The following is a 15874-nucleotide window of genomic DNA, read 5'->3' on the forward strand; positions in this document are numbered from 1 at the left end:
TCGCCACTCGCCACCAGGTGCAAGCACCCGTGCTGCCGTTCGACTTGCATGTGTAAGGCATGCCGCCAGCGTTCAATCTGAGCCAGGATCAAACTCTTCAGTTTAAACCTGTTACTGTTTTCGGTTCAGTTAAGAACCGGTCGCTCACTCAAAGCTGACAGGAATATGAATCACTTCATAAACCTGACTTACTTTAGTGTGAGACTCTTGATACTTTCGCTATCTGATCCGAGGATCAGCTCGCTTCCATCAAGCGCCCACACTTATCGGCTGTTAATTTTTAAAGAGCATTCTGCGAGGAACTTCGTGTTTCTCAGCAGCGCTGCGTTTTCAGCAGCAGAGAAGCGAGATTATGAACCGTGTTTCGCAGCTCGTCAACAACTTTTTACACTACATCGTTGCGACTGCGGGGCTCAACTTCCAGGCCAGTTGCGCGCCCCAGACTCCAGCACACCGCCAACCCTGCTTCCCTTCCCCCGCGCCGCGTTTCCGTTAGCGCGAAAGAGGCGTGATTGTAGGCAGCCTCCTCGATCTGCGCAAGGGGTTTCTCAAAAAATATAAGGCCCCGCACGCTGCCGCGTGCGGGGCCTTATATAGATAGAAGCGGCCGAACCGTCAGGCCGCCACGCGCACCTGGCGCGAGACGATCTCCATATAGTGATCGAGATCCGGCGTCACCTTGCCTTCTTCCTTCGCCATATCGTCCCAGCGGCGCAGACGCAGTGCGTCCTCCGCGAACGGGCGCTGCAGGAACGCCGCCGTCTCCTCTTCACTGAAGATGCCGCCCTGCAGCGCGAGGCTGCGCACCGAGTCCGGCGACAGACTCTCGAAGTAGCCGGCGTCCGTGCGGCACAGGCAGCGCTTCGCGTCGACGTGCAGCCGAATCGGCTCCAGCACCGCGTCGGAAAACAGCGGCCGCAGGAACGGCAGCACGTAATACTGATGCAGATCGTCGATCCCGCGCGCGCTCGGCGTCTCGCCCTGGCGATTCAGCAGATGCCCGAGGTCATGCAGGAACGCCGCCGCGACCAGCGCTTCGTCCGCCCCCGCCTCTTCGGCCAGCAATCCGCTCTGCAATGCATGCTCGAGCTGCGTGACCGGCTCGCCGCTATAGGCCACATGGCCATGCTCGCGATACAGCCCGTGGATCTCTTCCACCGTCAATGCCATTCATTCACTCCCAAGGCAGCGAAAACGTCTTCAGGTTCGTGAAGCTCTTCATCGCCTCCTGAACGCCTTCCTTGTAACCGAGCCCCGAATCCTTGATCCCGCCGAACGGCGACAGCTCGATCCGGTAGCCGGGCACTTCCCATACATTCACCGTGCCGACGTTCAGCTCGTTCACGAACCGCACGACCGCCGCCGTGCTGTCGGTACAGACGCCCGACGACAGCCCGAACGCCGTCCCGTTGCTGATCCGGATCGCGTCGTCGATCGTGTCGAACGTGATCACCGGCGAGACCGGCCCGAAGGTCTCCTCGCGCACGAGCGTCATCGACGGATCGACGTTGTCGAGCACGGTCGGCGCATACAGCGCGCCGCGCCGCACATTGCCGGTCAGCAGGCGCGCGCCCTGCGCGACCGCCTCTTCCACTCGCGCCTCGAACAGCCGAGCCGCTTCCTCGTCGATCACCGTGCCCATCTCGTTGGCGGGATCGAACGGATCGCCGTACTTCCATGCACGCGTCTTCTCGACGAGCAATTCGGTAAACGCCGGCGCGATCGAACGCTGTACCAGCATCCGCTTGACCGCCGTGCAGCGCTGGCCCGAATTCCGATACGAGCCGAGCACGGCCAGCGACGCCGCGCGTTCGAGATCGGCGTCCTCGAGGACGATCAGCGGATCGTTGCCGCCCAGCTCCAGCACGATGCGGCGGTAGCCGGCCCGCGCGGCAATCGCCTTGCCGATCGCCACGCCGCCCGTAAACGTAATCAGCGACGCATGCGGATGCGTGACGAGTTCGTCCGCGATCTCGCGCGGATCGCCGGTCAGCACCTGCAGCATCGGCTCCGGCAGCCCGGCTTCATACAGCAGATCGGCCAGGTAGAACGCCGACAGCGGCACCTTCTCCGACGGCTTCACGATCACACGGTTGTTGGTCGCGATCGCCGGCGCGATCTTGTGCGCCACCTGGTTCATCGGATGATTGAACGGCGTGATCGCGACGATCACACCGTCAAGCGGCTGGCGCTGCGAAAACACGCGGCGCGCCTTGCCGCGGGGCGTCAGGTCGCACGAGAAACTCTGCGCGTCGTCGCGCAACGCCTCGACTGCCGCAAACTTCAACACGTCGGCCACGCGGCCGATCTCGTAGCGGGAGTCCTGTTTCGACAATCCCGATTCGAGCGTGATCAGGTCGGATGCTTCCTCGGTGCGCTCGCGCAACAGCGCGGCCGCACGCTCGAGGATCTGCGAACGCTCGTACCGCGTGAGCTTCGGCCGGTACGCCATCGCGTAGTCGAATGCCGCGCGCACATCGTCGATGCTCGCCAGCGGCACCGTCCCGACGCGCGTGCCCGTGTAAGGGTCCATGACGTCGAGCGTGCGTTCCCGCGTCGCGCGGGTGCCGCACCAGCGCAGCGCCTCTGCACGAAACGCCGGGTGATCGTGTCGGGGATGAGCCATCATGTCGCGACCCGGTTCAGCACGAAATCGAACACGTCGAAGTTGCGCGGGCGACGCGCGGGATCGGCCGGCTCGATACGGCGATTGAACAGCAGCGGCACTTCCTGCTCCGACACGCCGCCATGCGAACGCAGCGGCACCGTGAGGCCCGACAGATCGTGTTCGCGCTCCCGCGTGCCGAGCGTCATGTCGCGGCGGCCGATCACGACGAGATCGCCGATCCGGTCGGCCGGCAACTCGAAACGGGCGGCGGCTTCCGCGTTGTCGAGCACGAGCTCGACGCCGTCGAGGCCGCCGACGCGCCACATCGCCTCGGCCCGGTCGACGCCCGGCGCCAGATAGACGGTCGCAAACGAGCCGAGCGCGCCGTGGTGCACGACGTACGGATCCGTGATCGGCAGGATCACGCGCGCGGCCTGCGCGCCGTACCAGCCGTCGAATGCGTCCTGCAGATAGATGACGTTCGGCCGGCCCGTCGCCGGATCGTGCTTGGCGTTCATCCCGTGGTCGGCCGTGAGGCCGATCGCCCAGCCGAGCGCGTCGAGCTGCGCAAGATAGCCGTCCATCATCGCGTAGAACGCGTTCGCGCCCGCACTGCCCGGCTCGCACTTGTGCTGCACGTAATCGGTGGTCGACAGGTACATCAGGTCGACCTGGCGCGTCTGCGCAAGCCGCACGCCGGCCGCGAACACGAATTCGGACAACGCCGCGCTGTAGACGTCCGGCGACGGCAGGCCGACCCAGTCGAGCACGTCGACGATCCCGTTTTCCGCGAGATTCGCCTGCGCGGCCTTCTCGGCCGAAAAGCAGATGCCGTTCAGTTGCCAGCCGAGCAGCCGGCGCAGCTTGTCCTTCGCCGTCACGACGGCGACGCGCGCACCCGCGTCGGACGCCGCGGCGAGCAGCGTGCCGGCCCGCAGGTAGGCCGGGTCGTTCATCATGACTTCGGCGCCACGCCCGCCGTCGGCGGCCGAATCCCAGAAATAGTTGCCGCAGATCCCGTGGACCGACGGCGGCACGCCGCAGACGATCGACAGGTTGTTCGGGTTGGTGAAGGTCGGCACGACGCAATCGGCGCGCCAGGCCGTGCCTTCCGCGATCATCCGGCCGATGAACGGCGCGACGCCCGCTGCCACCGCCCGTTCGAGATAGTCGTACTCGCAGCCGTCGACGCAGACGACGACGGTCGGCTCGACCGGCAGCCGGTAGTGACGGCCGTTGACGTCGACGGAACGTCCCGCGAGGCCCGTCGATGCGCCGGCTGCCGACGCGTCACCAGGCTGGCGCAAGGCGAACGCGGCGTTCATGATGCCACCCGCTTGCCGCGCGGCACGCGCGCAGCGATCAGCAGCAGCGCCGCGAGCGACGCGCCGAGCATCAGCAGCGACAGCGCCGATGCCGGAAGGTAATACCCGCGCTCGACCTGGCCGATCACGACGATCGGCACGGTGGCGAAGCCGGGCGGATAAACCGTCAGCGTCGCGCCGAGCTCGCCGAGCGACAGCGCGAAACCGAGCGCGAGGCTCGCGCGCAGCGCGGGCACGAGCTGCGGCAGCAGCACGCGACGCAGCACCATCGCGGGCGACGCACCGAGGCTTGCCGCGGCCTCGCGCAGCACGGTCAGTTCCGGACGCAGCGCGGCGGCCGCGCAGCGATAGCAGAACGGCAAGATCAGCGCGAGCTGCACGAGCACGACGATTGCCGCCGAGCTCGACAGGTCGACCGGCTTCTGGTGATACGCGATCAGCACCGCGAGCCCGAGCACGACGCTCGGCACACCGTTCGGCACCATCACGAGCGCATCGACCACGGCACCGAGGCCGCGCCGGTCGCGCCCTTCGAGCGCCAGCGCGAGCCACAGCCCGAGGATCGTGCCGACCGCCGACACGCCGAAGCCGATTTCCAGGCTCGTCAGCAGCGCATCGTATTCCGGCGACCCGAGCCGCTCGAACCAGCGCAGGCTGTAGCCGGCCGGCAGGATCGTGCCCGACCACTGCGTCGACACGCTCGACAGCGCGACGACGATGACCGGCAACACGAACAGCCAGAAGCACGCGAACGCGGCCAGCGCGAGCGCCGCGCGCGACGCATGCTTGAGCACCGTGTCGCCCCAGCCGATCTGGTGGCGCGGCACGGCTTGCCCGATACGAAATTCAGCGGACATCGTTTCCTCCCGTCGCACGCCGGTTCACCCGGCGATAAACCGCATACAGCGCCAACGACAGCGCGAGCATCACGACCGCGCCGGCCGACGCGGTCGGCAGGTCGAGGTCGACCGTCGCGCTGCTGTAGATCGCAACCGGCAGCGTCACGAGCCGCGCGCTGCCGAGCACGAGCAGAATCCCGAATTCGTTCAGCGTCAGCAGGAAACACAGCACGGTGCCGGCAGCGATGCCCGGCCACGCGATCGGCAGCACGACGCGGCGCGCCAGCATCCAGCCGGACGCGCCGAGGCTGCGCGCGGCTTCGATCAGCCGCAGATCGAGCGTCGCGAACGACGCGAGCGTCGGCCGCACGACGAACGGCGTATAGAACACGGTCTGCGCGAGGATCACGCCGCCGATGCCGAACAGGAAGTTCAGCGGCGGCTCCTCCAGATGGAACAGGTGCTGCAGCGCGATGCTGATCGAGCCTTGCGAGCCGTACAGGAAGATCAGCGTGAACGCGACGAGGAACGACGGGAACGCGACGTACAGCTCCAGGAAACGCGTGACGAGCGACGCGCCCGGAAAGGGCTTGAAGAACAGCAGCGCGGCCAGCAGCACGCCGAGCACCGACGCGGTGCCGGCACTCGCGAACAGCACGCCGAGTGTGGTCAGCATCACGCTGCGCGTGTCGGGGTTGCCGAAGAACGTGCGGTACGCGGCGAAACTCAGCCCGTGGTCGCCCGACACGCTCAGCAGCACGAGCCGCACCAGCGGATAGACGACGAGCGGGCCGAGCAGGACGATCGCGAGCGCGGCCAGGTGCAGGTCGCCCATGCGCTTGCGGCGCCGCGCGGCGGCGGCGTGCGCGGCGGCCGACGCGAGCACGTGCGGCGGCAGGCCGGCTTCAGGGCTCGATAAGGACGACATCGTCTGCCTCGCAATGCAGGGAAACGCGCGCACCGCGCTCGGGAGCCGCACCGCGGCCGCGTTGCATCGTCACGCGCACCGGCTCGTCGGGGGCCGCATCGATCGTGACCGCGATCGACAGGTCCGCGCCCTGCCATTCGACGGACGATACCGTGCCGTGCAGCCCGCCCGCGGCGGGCGGCATCAGGGTCAGGCGCTCGGGGCGCACGCAGGCCACCTTGCCGCGCACTTCGTGGCGCGGATCGCCGAGCGGGAAGATCACGTGCGGCGGCAGCAGGTTCGCCGGGCCGAGATAGCGTGCGACGTAGCCGTCCTGCGGCGCGTCGTACAGCTGCTGCGGCGTACCGAGCTGCGCGATGTGGCCGTCGCGCATCAGCAGCGCGCGATCGGACAGCACGAGTGCGTCGTCGCGGTCGTGCGTCACGCAGACGACGGTCAGGTTCGGCAGGCGCTCGTGCAGCGCCTTCAGTTCGCTGCGCACCGAGGCGCGCAGGTTGGCGTCGAGCGCCGACAGCGGCTCGTCGAGGAGCAGCACGTCCGGCTCGATCACGAGCGCGCGCGCCAGCGCGACGCGCTGCTGCATCCCGCCCGACAGTTGCGCGGGCAGGTGATGGCCCGCATCGCCGAGCTGCACGAGCTTCAGCGCATCGGCGACGCGGCGCGTCACTTCCGACGACGCCATGCCGCGTGCGCGCAGCCCGAATGCGACATTCTCGAACACCGTCAGGTGCGGGAACAGCGCGTAATTCTGGAACAGCAGACCGAGATTGCGCTTGTGCGGCGGCGCATAGGTCAGGTCGCGTCCGGCCACGGCCAGCGTGCCGGTCAGGCCGTCGGCCTTCACGAACCCGGCGATGAAGCGTAGCAGCGTGGTCTTGCCGCAGCCGCTCTTGCCGAGCACGGTCAGAAATTCACCGGCACCGATCGACAGCGACAGATCTTCCAGCACCGTGCGTGCGCCGTAGCGCACGCTCAGGTGTTCGATCTGCACGCCGCCCGGCGCGCCGGACCGCAGGGCTGCCTGCGGTTCGGCGGCGCCGAATGCGCCGGGATGGGTCAGGGTGGTGTCCACCGGGTTCATCCTCTTGCTCACAAATACAGGCGGCGTGCGCCGATCACTTCGGCTTGACGACGTCGAGCTGCTTGCCCGAGCTGCCGATCACGTCCTTCTTCCAGCGCTCGATCCACACCGGCTTCTTCGCCATCACCTGGGTCCAGTCGACCGGGATCAGCTTCACGCCCGCGATCGCCTTCTTGACCGCTTCGCCGTTCTTGCCGGCCAGCGGCACGTCCGTGCGGCCCGGGATGCCGTACATATCCGGCACCTTCGACTGCACGTCCGTCGACATCAGGTAGTCGATCAGCTTCTTGCCGGCGTCCTGGTTCGGGCCGCTCTTGATCAGGCCGATGCCGTACGGGAGCTGGAACGTGGTCGGCTGGTCGCCTTCCTTCGCGGCCAGGAAGATCGGCTTGACGGACAGCGCGCCGTGTTCGGCGTCGTCGAGGTCCATCTGCAGGTCGCCGTTCGCGACGCTGATTTCGTTACGCGACAGCAGCACGTTCAGGTAGCCCGTGCCCTTCGTGTGGAACTTCACGCTCTGCGACAGCTTCGCGAGGTAGTCGAACGCCTTGTCCTCGCCCATCAGCGACGTCGTCAGGATCAGCACGGCCATCCCGTCGCCGGCGGTGGCCGGGTTCGAGTACGCGACCTTGCCGGCGTAGGCCGGCGCGAGCAGGTCGGCGAACGTCTTCGGCTGGCTCTTCACGACGTCCGGGTTGATCGCGAACGAGAAGTAGTTGTTCACGAACGTCGCCCACGTGCCGTCTTCGGCCTTCGCGATGGCCGGCACGTTCTTGTAGTTCACGCTCTGGTACGGCTGCAGCAGGCCCATCTGGCCCGCTTGCTGAATGAACGGCGGCAGCGTGACGATCACGTCGGCCTTCGGGGAGTTCTTCTCGATGTTCGCGCGGTTGACGACTTCACCGCTGCCCGCCGTCACGATGTTGACCTTGACGCCTTCCTTCTTCTCGAAAGCCGGCAGCACATCGCGATAGAGGTTCTCGAGGCCGTCTGCCGTATACAGCACGACCGCGTTCGCCGCATGTGCGGGCAGCGCGGCGCCCATCAGGCCGGCGACGCTGGCGGCCAGCGCAAGCTTGCGGAACGCGCCGGCAGCGGCGCGCGAGGGTTTCTGCAGTGTCATCTGACTTCTCCGTAGGCGGAACACCAAATGGCCGGGGCACGATCCGGCTCTCCTGTTATCTCCGGGCAAGGCCGATCGACGGCCCGCCTCGCTACCGCGCCGAGGTGAGGTTTCGCGCGGCAAGCGAAGGATCACAGCGTTCGATGACAAACCCGTGACGAATGCGGCAATTTCCAAAAAATGACACATTTTGCCAATATCATGCAAGTCATTCAGAAATGCTTCCCGGCGTTTCTTCCGACCTTTGCAGAGGAAAACCATGTCCGATCCGATTCTTCTTACGCCTGGCCCGCTCACCACGTCCGCCACAACGCGCCACGCAATGCAACACGACTGGGGCTCGTGGGATGCCGCGTTCAATCAACTGACGGCCAGCGTCTGCGCGGATCTCGTCGCGATCGCGCACGGCGGCGATGAATACGTGTGCGTGCCGATGCAGGGTAGCGGCACGTTCTCCGTCGAAGCCGCGCTCGGCACGCTGGTGCCGCGTGACGGCGTCGTGCTGGTGCCCGACAACGGCGCGTACTGCGCGCGCATCCTGAAGATCCTCGGCCGGCTGGGTATCGAAGCCATCGCGTTGCCGTTCGGCGAGGACGCGGCCGTCGATCCGGCCTTGCTCGAAGCCGCGTTCGTGCGCGAGCCGCGCATCACGCACGTCGCGCAGGTGCATCTGGAGACGAGCGCCGGGATCCTGAACCCGCTCGACGACATCGCCGCCGTGTGCCGGCGCCGCGGCAAGCGGCTGATCGTCGACGCGATGAGCTCGTTCGGCGCGCTGCCGATCACGCTGGCCGGTAGCGGCATCGATGCGCTGATCTCGGCGAGCGGCAAATGCCTGGAAGGCGTGCCGGGGATGGGGTTCGCGATCGTGCGGCGCGACGCGCTCGACGCGAGCGAAGGCAACTCGCCGTCGCTCGCGCTCGATCTCCACGATCAATACGCGTACCTGCGCAAGACGGGCCAGTGGCGCTTCACGCCGCCGACGCACGTGATCGCCGCGCTGCGCGCCGCACTCGATCAGTACCTCGCCGAAGGCGGCCAGCCGGCGCGCGGCGCGCGCTATGTGGATAACTGCCGGACGCTGGTCGATTCGATGCACGCGCTCGGCTTCACGCCGTTCCTCGATGCGAGCGTACAGGCGCCGGTGATCGTCACGTTCCACGCGCCCGACCACCCGGCCTACGATTTCCGCCGCTTCTACGACGCGGTGCGCGACGCGGGCTTCATCCTGTATCCGGGCAAGCTCACGCAGCTCGAGACGTTCCGTGTCGGCTGCATCGGCGCGATCGACTCGAACGATATCCGCCGCGCGGTCGCGGCCATTGCGCAGGCGGTCGAATCGCTCGGCATCGCAGTTCAGCGCGCGTAAGCGCCGTACCACGCAAAAAAGCCCGGCGGCCTTGCGGCTGCCGGGCTGACGCACAGGATCTGCGTGGAGCCGGTGCTTACAGCTCGATCCGCTTGATGTCGCCGACCACGAAGATGTACGACGCCGCACCGACCAGCGCGATCACGCCGATGAACACGAGCGCGCCGACGAACGACCCGGTCGACGCGACGATGAAGCCGACCACGAGCGGCGTGACGATGCCCGCCAGGTTCGCCGCGAAGTTGAAGATGCCGCCCGTGACGCCGAGCAGGCCGTCCGGCGCGATGTCCGACACGAGCGTCCAGCCGAGGGCAGCCATCCCCTGCGCGAAGAACGCGACCGACATGATCGCGATCACGGCCTCGTTGCTCTGCACGTAGTTCGCGAGAATGATCGTCGATGCGAGCAGCAGGCCCGCGATGATCGGCAGCTTGCGCGCGAGGTTCGCGGACTTGCCGCGACGCAGCAGCCAGTCGGAGAAGATCCCGCCGAACATCACGCCGACCGACGCGGCGATGAACGGCATCACCGCGAAGAAGCCGATCTTCAGCCAGCCCATGTGGCGTTCGGTGGCGAGGTAGGTCGGGAACCAGGTCAGGAAGAACACGAGCGTCGAGTTGCCGGCGAACTGGCCGAGGCAGATGCCCGCAAGCTGGCGCTTCTTCACCAGTTGGCCGACCATCGACCAGCTGAACTTGGCCTGCGCCGGCTTGTCGCCCTTGTCGCCGCTCTTGCGCGCACCGTGTACGAGACCGCCGCCCGCCTCGATATAGGCCAGCTCCTCCGAGTTCGCACCCGGATGGTTGCGCGGCTCGTGATAGAACTTCCACCAGACCAGGCCGAACACGATACCCACCGCGCCGACGACCCAGAACAGCGAGCGCCAGCCGAACGCACCCATCAGCGCGAACAGCACCGGGCTGAAGAACGCCAGGCCGATGTACTCGCCGACGGTGTAGGTACCCGTCGCCATCGCACGCTCGTTCTGCGGGAACCACGTCGCGACGACGCGGCTGTTGGTCGGGAAGCACGGCGCTTCCGTCACGCCGAGGCCGAGCCGGCAAGCGAGCAGCGTCGCGACGCCCGGCACGAAGCCTTGCAGGAACGTGCACAGCGACCACAGCGTCATCGACCAGTAATAGGTGATCTTGCTGCCGAAGCGGTCGAGGAACAGGCCGCCGGGAACCTGCATCGCGACATACGTCCACGAAAACGCGGAAAACATGATGCCCATCACGGCCGCGTTGATGCCGAGCTCCTTGGTGAGCTGAGGCGCAGCCACCCCCAGCACGGTGCGGTCGAGATAGTTGATCATCGTGCCGATCGCGAGCAGCGCGAGAATCTTGTAGCGCGCCGAAGTGCGCCGGACGGTGCCGGCCGCCTGCGCCGGCGCGGCGCTCGTGTGGGTGGTGTGCTGCATGGTCGTCTCCTGGTCTCTCTTTATGGAAGGGGTCAGCGCGCGACGAGCGACTGAAAGTGTTCGAACATCCGCTCGGCGTCGGGCGTGCGTCCGGTGAAGATCTCGAACGCGTCGACCGCCTGGTAGACGGCCATCCCGCCGCCCGGCAGCGTGGCGCAACCGGCCGCGCGCGCCGCGTGGATCAGTTCGGTTTCGAGCGGGAAGTACACGATGTCGGCCACCCACATGCCCGCGTGGAGCAGGTCGGCCGGCAGCGGCAGGCCCGGATGCTTGGCCATGCCGGTGGGCGTGCAGTGGATCAGGCCCGTCGCGGCGCGCATCGAGGCCGCGAGATCGTCGCCCTGCACGACGCGTGCCGCCGGGAAGCGCTGCTGCAACTCGGCCGCGAGCGCGGCGGCGCGCGTGCCGTCGACATCGAAAATCGTCAGCTCGGCCGCGCCCGTTTGCAGCGCCGCATGCGCCACGGCCGCGCCCGCGCCGCCCGCGCCGAGCTGGACGACGCGTTCGAGCGACGCGTCGGGCAACCCGCGGCGGAACGATTTCGCGAAACCCGACCAGTCGGTGTTGTGGCCGATCCGCTTGCCGTCCTTGAACAGCACGGTGTTCACCGCGCCGAGCGCGCGCGCATCGTCCGACAGCTCATCGAGGTGCTCGATCACGCGCTGCTTGCACGGGTGCGTGATGTTCAGGCCGTTGAAGCCCATCCGCTGCGCGGCATCGAGCAGTTGCGGCAGCGCGTCGACGGTCACGCCCAGCACGTCGAGATCGATGCGCCGGTAGACATAGCCGAACCCCTGGCGGAACCCTTCTTCCTCGTGCATCGCGGGCGACAGCGAGCCGCCGATGCCCTGGCCGATCAGGCCGATCAGAAACGACGGGCGGCTCATCGTGCGGCTCCCTGCGCGAACAGCGTCGCCAGACGCTGCAGCGCGAACACGTAGCCCTCGGTGCCGCAGCCGCAGATCACGGCTTCGGCGAGCGCCGACACATAGGAATGGTGCCGGAACGCCTCGCGGCGATGCACGTTCGAGATATGCACTTCGATCACCGGCTTCGCGATCGCGGAAAGCGCATCGGCCAGCGCCACCGACGTATGCGTATAGGCGGCCGGGTTGATCACGATGCCGTGCGTGTCGTGACGGGCGGCGTGCAGCCAGTCGATCAACTGGTGCTCGGCGTTCGACTGGCGAAAGTCGATTTCCAGCCCGAGCGCCTCGCCCGCCGTACGGCAGCGCTGCTCGACGTCGGCCAGCGTTTCCGCGCCGTAGATATGGGGCTCGCGGGTGCCCAACAAATTCAGGTTCGGGCCGTTCAGCACGAGCACCTTGTGCTTGCTCATCGTGTTTCTGCTCCTGAAACAGGGGCAGACCACGATCGGCGCCGCCCCGAAGACATCGGAATGTGGCGCTAGTGTGCGCCCGTGCAAGCGGGCTGTCTTTTCGGGTTTTCGCTAATTTGTACCACCTAGTTAGTTTGTACAATACGCATCACCAGCCCAGTAAATTCGGGATATGGCGTTCGCGACGAATTCAATGACTGGTTCATTCAGGGTCGATTCGACCGGCGCCATGCCCCGCTCATCCGCAGGAATCGCCCATGCAGCGCTCGATCGCCACCGTGTCACTGTCCGGCACGCTCGCCGAGAAACTCGCCGCCGTCCAGGCCGCAGGCTTTGACGGCGTCGAAATCTTCGAAAACGACCTCGTCTACTTCGATGGATCGCCGGCCGACGTCCGGCGCATGGCCGCCGATCTCGGCCTCGACATCGTGCTGTTCCAGCCCTTTCGCGACTTCGAGGGGGTGAGCGCGGCCCAGCTCGCCCGCAACCTCGACCGGATCAAGCGCAAGTTCGACGTGATGCATGCACTCGGCACCGACCGCATCCTGGTATGCAGCAACGTGTCGGCCGACACGATCGCGGACGACGGGCTGCTCGTCGACCAGCTCGGCGCGCTCGCCGAAGCCGCGCGGCAGGCCGGCGTGGTCGCCGCGTACGAAGCGCTCGCATGGGGTCGCGTCGTGAAGCGCTACGGCCATGCGTGGAAACTCGTGAATGCGGTGAACAGCCCGCATCTCGGCCTGGCGCTCGACAGCTTCCACACACTGTCGCTCGACGATTCGCCGGACGCGATCGCCGACATCCCCGGCGACCGGATCGCGTTCGTGCAGATCGCCGATGCGCCGAAGCTCGCGATGGACGTGCTCGAATGGAGCCGCCATTTCCGCTCGTTCCCAGGCCAGGGCGACTTCGACCTCGCACGCTTCACCGCGCGCGTGATCGAGTCGGGCTATACGGGGCCGCTGTCGCTCGAGATCTTCAACGACGGCTTCCGCGCGGCGCCGACCGCGATCACGGCTGCCGACGGTCATCGTTCGCTGCTCTATCTGGAAGAACTGACGCGCGAGCGGCTCGCGCAGGACGGCCGCGCGCCGGCCGCCGGCCAGCCGCTGTTCGCGCCGCCGGCGCCGCCCGCGCACGTCGGGTTCCAGTTCATCGAATTCGCGGTCGACGCGCAGGCGGCGGCGACCGTCGGCGAGTGGCTCGGCCGGATGCGCTTCCGGCTCGCGGGCCGCCATCGCTCGAAGGACGTGAGGCTGTTCCAGCACGGCGCCGCATCGATCGTGCTGAACGCCGAGCGCGACTCGTTCGCCGACGCGTTCTTCCAGCAGCACGGGCTGTCGCTGTGCGCATCGGCATTCCGTGTCGACGACGCGAAAGTGGCGTTCGAGCGCGCAGCCGGCTTCGGCTATGCGCCGTTCTCCGGCCGCGTCGGGCCGAACGAGCGCGTGCTGCCGAGCGTGCAGGCGCCGGACGGCAGCCTCGAATACTTCGTCGACGAAGCGCCGAACGCGCCGACGCTGTACGAATCGGATTTCGTGCTGACCGACATCGACGGCCCGAGCGAAGTCGGCCCGCTCACGGGTATCGACCACGTGTGCCTCGCACTGCCGGCCGACGCGCTCGATACGTGGATCCTGTTCTTCAAGACGGCATTCGGCTTCGAGGCGGAACGCAGCTGGCTCGTGCCCGACCCGTACGGGCTGATGCGCAGCCGCGCGGTGCGCAGCGCCGACGGCTCGGTGCGGATCGCGCTGAACGCGTCCGTCGACCGGCACACGGCGGTCGCCGAATCGCTCGACCGCTACCACGGCACGGGGCTGAACCACGTCGCGTTCCGCACGGACGACATCGTGAAGACGATCGCCGCGTTCGCAGCCGACGGCATTCCGTTCCTGCGCATTCCGCCGAACTACTACGACGATCTCGCCGCACGCTACGCGCTGCCGGACGACCTGATCGACACGCTGAGCACGCATCACCTGCTGTACGACCGTGACGAGCACGGCGGCGAATTCCTGCACGCGTATACAGAACTGGTCGACAACCGCTTCTCGCTCGAGATCGTCGAGCGGCGCGGCGGATACGACGGCTACGGCGCGACGAATGCGGCCGTGCGGCTCGCCGCCCAGGCGCAGCGCAGGAAATAAGGGAAGGAAGCGGGCAGGGATTCAAGGGGCGCATCACATTCGCGGCCTGCGGCTGCTTCAAAGGGCCGCATCCTGGGTGCACCATCGTGGGGAATCGCTCGGCCGCGCCCCCATCCGCGCGGCTCGCCACGATCGGGCCGGAAACCGCATTCCATATGGCGTTACATCCGGTAACCCGTACCGCAGCGCAGCATTCCGTCGCCCACCGCGGTTTTAAGAATCGCTTAAGTCTTCGACGGCACCATCCGCAACCAGTACCCGATGGTTATCTCGAAAAGGAGGAAAGCGATGAGCGCCGTAGAAGCACCCGCGGGCCGCCCGGCCGCGCCCCCTGCAAAGAAGACGATGCTGCGCCGCCTGCTCAGTCATCATGAAATCGCGACGCTGCTCGTGCTGCTGCACGCACCGATCGGCGCCAATGCCAAACCCGAACTGCCTGCGCTGCAGGAAGCCGGTCTCGTCGAGATGGTCAAGCTCGACACCGAAACGGCACCCAGCTTCCGGCTGACCGAAGACGGCACCGCCGTCCTGAAAGGGCTCGGCTACCGCTGAGCCGGCGTCTTCATCCCTTTCCCGCTTTCCCGCATCACCCCGATTCCCAGCGACTCGCCGGCCCTGTCGGCGTGTCGCGTCACCCCGCCCGCTCCTGCAGCATCAACCGGTATTCCGTCGGCGTGACGCCGACCGTCGCCTTGAACTGGCGCGTGAACGCGCTGTGGTCCGTATAGCCGCATAGCGCCGCGACGTCGGTCACCTTGTCGTGCGTGACGAGCAGCGCGGTGGCCGCATCGAGCCGCGTCTTCAGCAGCACCTGGCGCGGCGTCAGGTGGAACACCTTGTGGAAGTAGCGCTCGAGCTGCGCGACCGACATCCCCGCCATCTGCGCGAGATGCTTCAGGTTCAGCGGCTGCACGTAGTGATCCTGGATGTGCTGGACGACGTCGGCGAGCCGGCTGTACGCCGGGTGCGATCCCTCGTGTGCCTTCAGGTCGCGCGAGATGCCCGCGAGGCCGACCACCCTGCCCGCGGCGTCGCGCAGCGGCTCCTTGCAGGTCAGGCACCAGCCCGGCTGACGGCCCGGATACAGGTGCAGTTCCAGCTGGTCCATCAGTTGCTGGCCGGCGTTGATCGTCGCCATGTCCTGCTCGAAATAGCTGCGGCCGAAGCGGCGCGGAAACACTTCGTCGGCCGTCTTGCCGAGCAGGTCGCGCTTGTCCTTGTAGCCGCAGCGCATCGCCAGCGTGCGATTGACGATCGCGTAGCGGCCGCTCGCATCCTTCACGAAGAACGCGACGTCCGGCAGTGCATCGAACACCGGTTCGAGCAGGCGGAAGTGCGCAAGCATCGCGCCGAAATCGGCGTTGTCGGGCTGGTAGCGCAACGGTTCGGACAGGCTCATGGGCGGTACGGCAAGCAAGGGCGTCATCCCGGCAACCGCAATGCGAGTGGCAGATGGCGTCGATTATAGAAGCGCCCCTTCGATCGCGTCGCGCCGATCGCAAAGGCGGGCAAGTTGGCGGCGGCCGTCGCGTCGCGGCGCGCCGCCGATCGGCCGGCATCGTCACGCGACATACGTTGCGTGCGCAACCACTGCGTCGAGCGTGCGGCGGCCGGCGGCGAATCCGCTTGTGTCGACGCAGCCACCACGCGTGCGCCGGTGCCGACACGCCGCGCGCGGACTGGCGCACTCGC

14 protein-coding genes and 1 rRNA gene are annotated in these 15874 nt (G+C 67.0%); 3 read left to right on the plus strand and 12 right to left on the minus strand.

Annotated features, from left to right (window positions below):
- The 8 genes from LGM89_RS28815 to phnS all read right to left on the minus strand — a co-directional run.
- Positions 1-104 (minus strand): 16S ribosomal RNA (locus LGM89_RS28815); the annotation flags it as partial.
- Positions 105-615: 511 nt separating this feature from the next.
- Positions 616-1170, minus strand: a complete 555-nt coding sequence (locus tag LGM89_RS28820) for a phosphonate degradation HD-domain oxygenase (protein WP_089496165.1) — start codon at positions 1168-1170, stop codon at positions 616-618.
- 4 nt (positions 1171-1174) lie between these two features.
- Positions 1175-2629 carry a phosphonoacetaldehyde dehydrogenase gene (phnY, locus tag LGM89_RS28825; protein ID WP_226274727.1) on the minus strand — a complete coding sequence of 485 codons (1455 nt, stop codon included), beginning with the start codon at positions 2627-2629 and terminating at the stop codon, positions 1175-1177.
- A complete protein-coding gene (gene phnA, locus LGM89_RS28830; protein ID WP_226274728.1) occupies positions 2626-3933 on the minus strand; it encodes a phosphonoacetate hydrolase in 1308 nt (435 codons plus the stop codon). The genes phnY and phnA overlap by 4 nt, the downstream gene beginning before the upstream one ends.
- Entirely contained in the window at positions 3930-4790 is an 861-nt protein-coding gene (gene phnV / locus LGM89_RS28835; protein WP_226274729.1) for a 2-aminoethylphosphonate ABC transport system, membrane component PhnV, read from the minus strand. Before phnV ends, phnA begins: the two co-directional genes overlap by 4 nt.
- Positions 4780-5700, minus strand: coding sequence for a 2-aminoethylphosphonate ABC transporter permease subunit (locus LGM89_RS28840; protein WP_089441586.1), 921 nt, complete (start codon positions 5698-5700; stop codon positions 4780-4782). The genes phnV and LGM89_RS28840 overlap by 11 nt, the downstream gene beginning before the upstream one ends.
- Complete coding sequence (gene phnT / locus LGM89_RS28845; RefSeq protein WP_226274730.1) at positions 5678-6781, minus strand: 2-aminoethylphosphonate ABC transport system ATP-binding subunit PhnT; 1104 nt, start codon at positions 6779-6781, stop codon at positions 5678-5680. The genes LGM89_RS28840 and phnT overlap by 23 nt, the downstream gene beginning before the upstream one ends.
- Before the next feature lie 34 nt (positions 6782-6815).
- The gene (gene phnS, locus LGM89_RS28850; RefSeq protein WP_089429023.1) at positions 6816-7904 is read right to left on the minus strand and encodes a 2-aminoethylphosphonate ABC transporter substrate-binding protein; all 1089 of its coding nucleotides are present in this window, start codon (positions 7902-7904) and stop codon (positions 6816-6818) included.
- Positions 7905-8163: 259 nt separating this feature from the next.
- Here phnS and LGM89_RS28855 point away from each other — a divergent pair, with 259 nt between their 5' ends.
- On the plus strand, positions 8164-9273 hold the full coding sequence (locus LGM89_RS28855; RefSeq protein WP_226274731.1) for a 2-aminoethylphosphonate--pyruvate transaminase: 1110 nt from the start codon (positions 8164-8166) through the stop codon (positions 9271-9273).
- A 76-nt stretch (positions 9274-9349) separates the two neighbouring features.
- On the opposite strand, the gene LGM89_RS28860 is transcribed toward LGM89_RS28855, so the two are convergent.
- The 3 genes from LGM89_RS28860 to aroQ are packed head-to-tail and all read right to left on the minus strand — an operon-like array spanning position 9350 to position 12032.
- Positions 9350-10693, minus strand: coding sequence for an MFS transporter (locus LGM89_RS28860; protein WP_089496159.1), 1344 nt, complete (start codon positions 10691-10693; stop codon positions 9350-9352).
- A gap of 32 nt (positions 10694-10725) precedes the next feature.
- Complete coding sequence (locus LGM89_RS28865; protein ID WP_226274732.1) at positions 10726-11580, minus strand: shikimate dehydrogenase; 855 nt, start codon at positions 11578-11580, stop codon at positions 10726-10728.
- Entirely contained in the window at positions 11577-12032 is a 456-nt protein-coding gene (gene aroQ / locus LGM89_RS28870) for a type II 3-dehydroquinate dehydratase (protein ID WP_089429019.1), read from the minus strand. The genes LGM89_RS28865 and aroQ overlap by 4 nt, the downstream gene beginning before the upstream one ends.
- A 257-nt stretch (positions 12033-12289) precedes the next feature.
- Between aroQ and LGM89_RS28875 the strand changes: the two genes are divergently transcribed.
- Positions 12290-14182, plus strand: coding sequence for a bifunctional sugar phosphate isomerase/epimerase/4-hydroxyphenylpyruvate dioxygenase family protein (locus LGM89_RS28875; RefSeq protein ID WP_226274733.1), 1893 nt, complete (start codon positions 12290-12292; stop codon positions 14180-14182).
- A gap of 288 nt (positions 14183-14470) precedes the next feature.
- A complete protein-coding gene (locus tag LGM89_RS28880; RefSeq protein ID WP_039367795.1) occupies positions 14471-14734 on the plus strand; it encodes a hypothetical protein in 264 nt (87 codons plus the stop codon).
- 79 nt (positions 14735-14813) lie between these two features.
- Here LGM89_RS28880 and LGM89_RS28885 read toward each other — a convergent pair whose 3' ends face one another.
- Positions 14814-15608: an AraC family transcriptional regulator gene (locus LGM89_RS28885; RefSeq protein ID WP_089459046.1), complete on the minus strand. Its 795-nt coding sequence runs from the start codon at positions 15606-15608 to the stop codon at positions 14814-14816.
- Positions 15609-15874: the final 266 nt, after the last annotated feature.

This window comes from Burkholderia sp. AU31624, assembly GCF_020420065.1.
Lineage (GTDB): Bacteria > Pseudomonadota > Gammaproteobacteria > Burkholderiales > Burkholderiaceae > Burkholderia.